The sequence below is a fragment of the Frankia sp. AgB32 genome, from assembly GCF_023243045.1.
GTDB lineage: Bacteria > Actinomycetota > Actinomycetes > Frankiales > Frankiaceae > Frankia.
In genome coordinates, this window is the sequence record NZ_JALKFX010000128.1 from 1 (window position 1) to 4,387 (window position 4,387).

General features: G+C 72.5%; 4 protein-coding genes. 1 reads left to right on the forward strand and 3 read right to left on the reverse strand.

All coding sequences use genetic code 11. From position 1 onward, the window contains the following. Positions 1-48: 48 nt before the first annotated feature. Together MXD60_RS25820 and MXD60_RS25825 are read right to left on the reverse strand one after the other, a co-directional pair. The gene (locus tag MXD60_RS25820) at positions 49-546 is read right to left on the reverse strand and encodes a hypothetical protein (RefSeq protein ID WP_248822225.1); all 498 of its coding nucleotides are present in this window, start codon (positions 544-546) and stop codon (positions 49-51) included. Positions 547-561: 15 nt separating this feature from the next. Then, positions 562-1,044 carry an MFS transporter gene (locus MXD60_RS25825; protein WP_248822227.1) on the reverse strand — a complete coding sequence of 161 codons (483 nt, stop codon included), beginning with the start codon at positions 1,042-1,044 and terminating at the stop codon, positions 562-564. A 384-nt stretch (positions 1,045-1,428) separates the two neighbouring features. Between MXD60_RS25825 and MXD60_RS25830 the strand changes: the two genes are divergently transcribed. Beyond that, positions 1,429-2,325, forward strand: coding sequence for a helix-turn-helix domain-containing protein (locus MXD60_RS25830; RefSeq protein WP_248822229.1), 897 nt, complete (start codon positions 1,429-1,431; stop codon positions 2,323-2,325). Positions 2,326-2,344: 19 nt separating this feature from the next. Here MXD60_RS25830 and MXD60_RS25835 read toward each other — a convergent pair whose 3' ends face one another. After that, entirely contained in the window at positions 2,345-4,120 is a 1,776-nt protein-coding gene (locus MXD60_RS25835) for a sensor domain-containing protein (RefSeq protein ID WP_248822237.1), read from the reverse strand. Positions 4,121-4,387 lie beyond the last annotated feature (267 nt).

Here is a 4,387-nt window from a genome sequence, read left to right on the forward strand (position 1 = left end):
GTCAGACCGGGAGCGCCGTCCTGTCGACGACGGCTGCGAGGCAGAGGCTTACTCATGCTTCATGACTCGCAACGGCACCACCGCGAGGATCCGCGGGGCGAGCATCCCGGCGGTGAAGGCGCTCAGACCGGGCAGGCCGAAGATCAGGCCGGTGGTCACCGCCGAGTAGCCCAGGACCTGCTGCAGGTAGAGCGTCATCATGAACACGATCGCGCTGCCGAGCGCGAAGATCCCGAATCCGCCGGCGTTGCCCCAGCCGACCTGGCGCAGCCGCAGGACGGCCGGGGAGGCCAGCGGATGCGGGCTGGTCAGCTCGACCCGCCAGAACACGGCGAGCAGGGCGACGCCCAGGACGATCGCGGCCCACACCAGCGGATCCGACCAGCCGGACGTGCCGCCGCGGGAGATGCCGTAGACGAAGGCCACCAGGCCGGCGGTGACGCTGAGCGCGCCGGGAACGTCGAGCCGCTGCCCGCGCGCCCCGCGACCGCCGGGCACGACCTTCGGCGCGACGACCAGGATGGCCAGCGCGACGGGCACGTTCACGAGGAAGGCCCAGCGCTAGTTCAGGTAGCCGGTGAGCAGGCCGCCGACCAGCGCGCCGACGGTGAACCCCGCCGGCAGCAACGTGCTGTTCAGGCTGAGCGCCCGCTGCCGCACCGGACCCTCCGGGAAGGTGGTGACCAGCAGGGACAGGGCTGCCGGGACGGCGATCGCGGCGGCCAGGCCCTGTCCGACCCGAGCGACCAGCAGCTCGGCGGGATGCTGGGCGAGGCCGCCGGCCAGCGACGAGACGACCAGCAGCACGAGCCCGGTGAGGAACGCGCGCCGACGGCCGGCGAGATCGGCGACCCGGGAGAACAGCAGGGTGAACCCGGCGGACGGCAGCGCGAACGCGGTCGCGATCCACTGCAGGTCCTGTTCGCCGAGGCCGACGCCACGGCCGATGGACGGCAGGGCGACGTTGAGGATCGAGAAGTCGATCGCCAGCATGAACTGGCTGCCCAGCAGAACCACAAGCGCGAGCCGTTGTCGCCCGGTCATCTGCTCGTCCGCGGGTGCGGGCGTGGGCGTGGGGGTGGCCGCGGCGGTGGTGGGCGGGGCCGTGATCCGGGGGGCGGGGTGAGCGCGGGGCGCGGGGCGCGGGCAGCAGCGGACCGGGGTCCGCCCGCCCGGACGGGAGCGCCGGCGAGGCCGGGGCGCAGGACGGCGGGGAGATCTGATCGCTCACGCCTTGCACGATTCTCGCCGCCGGCCGGGTCAGCCATTCCCCTGCTGTGGATAGGCCCGCCGGTAGTGGTCCACGCAGGGTGACCATCCGCGGGAATAACCGCCGCGCCGTGGACGCGTGGGCTGTGGCGAGGCAGGCACTGCCAGGGTCATCCTTGTCCGCCCCGTCGGGGGCCCGCCACGCCGACAACAGGAGACATGACCGAGCTCGGCGAGTTCCTCCGGTCCCGGCGTAGCCTGCTCAGCCCCGCCCAGGTGGGGTTGGACCGGCCCGGCGACCGTCGGCGCGTCCCGGGACTGCGGCGCGAGGAGCTGGCCCAGCTGGCCGGCGTGAGCGTCACCTATTACACCCGGCTGGAGCAGGGCCAGAGCCGCAACGCCTCCGACGCGGTGCTCGACGCGCTGGCCCGCGTCCTGCGGCTCAGCGACGACGAGCAGGTCCACCTGCGCTCGCTGGCCCGCCCGGGTCGGCTGGCGCGGCGCGCGAGCCGGGTGGAGCGGGCCCGGCCCGGCGTCGCGCTGCTGCTGGAGTCCCTGCGCGACGTTCCGGCCCTCGCCATCGGCCGGCGCACCGACGTCCTCGCCTGGAACCGGCTCGGCCACGCGCTGATCGCCAGCCACCTCGACCTCGCCGCGCCGGCCCAGGCCGCGACCCGGCCGAACATGGCCCGGCTGATCCTGCTCGACCCGCACACCCGCGAGCTCTACGTCCACTGGCGGCGCAAGGTCGACGATGTGGTGAGCTATCTGCGGCTGGCCTCCGGACAGCATCCGGACGACACCCAGCTCACCTCGCTGATCGGTGAGCTGTGCGTGAAGAGCGCGGAGTTCGCCGCGACGTGGGCGCGCCACCCGGTCCGTGACTGCGGCGCCACCGTGCGGGACTACCGCCATCCCCTCGTCGGCGAGCTGTCCCTGTCCGAGGAGGTGCTGCGGATGCAGGACGACGCGGGCCTGCGGCTGGTCGTGTTGTCGCCCGAGCCGGGGTCGGCCAGCGCCGAGCGGATGGCGCTGCTCGGCAGCCTGCACGCGCCGGCCCGGGTGGTCCCCGCCGCGGCCAGGCCGGCGCCGGGCTGCGCTGCGCGCACGGACTGACCTCGCGGGCGGGGCGGGGCTACGTCCCGACGTGGCTCTCGGGCAGGCGGGGCCGCGGGTTCTCCCCGAAGACCAGGTAGCGGCCCCGTCCGCCCCGCTTGGCCGCGTACATCGCGACGTCCGCGGCGCGCAGCAGCCCGTCGACGTCGCACAGGTCCGCGCTGGAGAACACCGCGCCGACGCTCACGCCGACCTGGAGAGAACGGTTCGCGACGTCCATCGGCTGGGCCACCTCGGCCACGATGCGCGCGGCGATGCCGCCCAGGGCCTCGTGGGAGGCGATGTTCTCGCACAGGACCGCGAACTCGTCGCCGTACAGTCGCGCGACGGTGTCTCCCGGCCGCACGGCGTCGCGCAGCCGCGCCGCGACCCGCTGCAGGACCTCGTCGCCGGCCTGATGGCCGTACGAGTCGTTGATCGACTTGAAGTCGTCGACGTCGATGAGCAGGACACCGATGTGCTCGCCCCGCGTGCGTGCGGCGGCGTTGGCCGCGGCGAGCCCGTCCAGCAGGTGGACGCGGTTGGGCAGGCCGGTCAGCCCGTCGTGCAGCGCCTGATGGCGGGCGTCGCGCTCGATCTGGAGGCGGGCCGCGGCGGCACCGAGAACGCCGGCGACGGACCGGATGAACGTGATCTCGCGATCGTTGAACGCGCCGCTCCCGATCGGCGCGGACAGCCTGGTGGTCGCACACGCCTTGTCATCGGGCCTCGCGTGGCTCCGGTAGATGGCGAGAACACCGCTCGGGTGTTCGTGCGGCCCGAGGGGCACAGCGACCGCATACGACGGCGCGGTGCCGGTTCCTAACAGCGCCGGGACGGGTTCGGTCGTGACGACCTCCCAGCCGGCCCGCAGGGCCCGCTCGCACAGGTCCGTGGATGCCGGCGGAGTGCCGTGGCACGCTGCCTGCCGCAGCACCGGGCGCTGCGCCGCCTCGCCGACGAGGTCGTGCACAACGACCGCGGTGGCGTTGAGGTGGTGCGCGAGGTCCGCCACCGCCCGTTCCACCAGGAGGGTGGAATCGGGGACGTCGAGGGCGAGCCGGCTCAGGTCGACGACCGTCGCCTGCTCGTCGGCGCGCGCGCTCAGTTCAAGCAGCGCCGTCTCCCGTTCGGTCACGTCGGTGGCGAGCACCACCACCGCACGCGCGCCGTCGCTCGGCTCCGGCGACGGCACCGGCACCATGTGCATGTCGTAGAAGCGGCCGGTGGCCTCGACGACCCGGAAGACGCGTTGCCCGGCCATCGCCGCGGCCACCAGGCGCAGGGCTTCGTGGGACGACCGGAAGGCATCCTCCACCGATGTCCAGCGGGTGCTGGCCGTCGAGTCGACGGAGGCGCCCGCGGAGAACAGCACCCGACCCTGACGGTCGACCAGGTGCAGGGAGACCGGGGTGTGGTCGACCAGCAGGCGCAGATGCTCGTGGGACACCGCCTGCTCGGTGATGTCCTGGAGCTGGCAGACCAGCAGGGGCGCGCCGCCGTCGGGTGCCGCCTCCAGGCACGAGGTGACCAGCAGATGGATGACCTCGCCGTTCGGCCGGGTGAACGCCGAGGTGATCTGGGTGTCGACCGGCTCGCCGTCGAGCATGCGGCGCACCATGGCGCGCAGCTCCTCGCGCCGGTCCGGCGGCGTGACCGCATCCCAGGTCTGGCCGACGATCTGGCCCTCGGGCATGCCCGCCATCCGGGCAGCGGCCCTGTTCACCCGGATGATCCGGTGGCTTCCCGTGTCGATGAGGGCCATGCCGATCTCGAGGCGATCGAACAGATCGCCCGGACTGTTCGGGTGGATCATCGACATCACCCATCCGCCTCAGGATCACGTACGGCCGCGCGTACACACGTCTCGGTCTGCCCGGGCCTGCTCGTCAGCAACTAAGGACGCACAGTGCACCAGGTGGGATCAACCCGACTGCTGTCGCGGAACCGTAGCTTACCTACATTCATCCGGCAATGATGGGATGTCTTCTGTGACACATCCGAATGTAAACATTCACGTGGTTTGGTGATCTTGCTGTGAGTTGCTGGCGGGTCAGCCGGGTGTGGATGTTGTTCGGCGTGC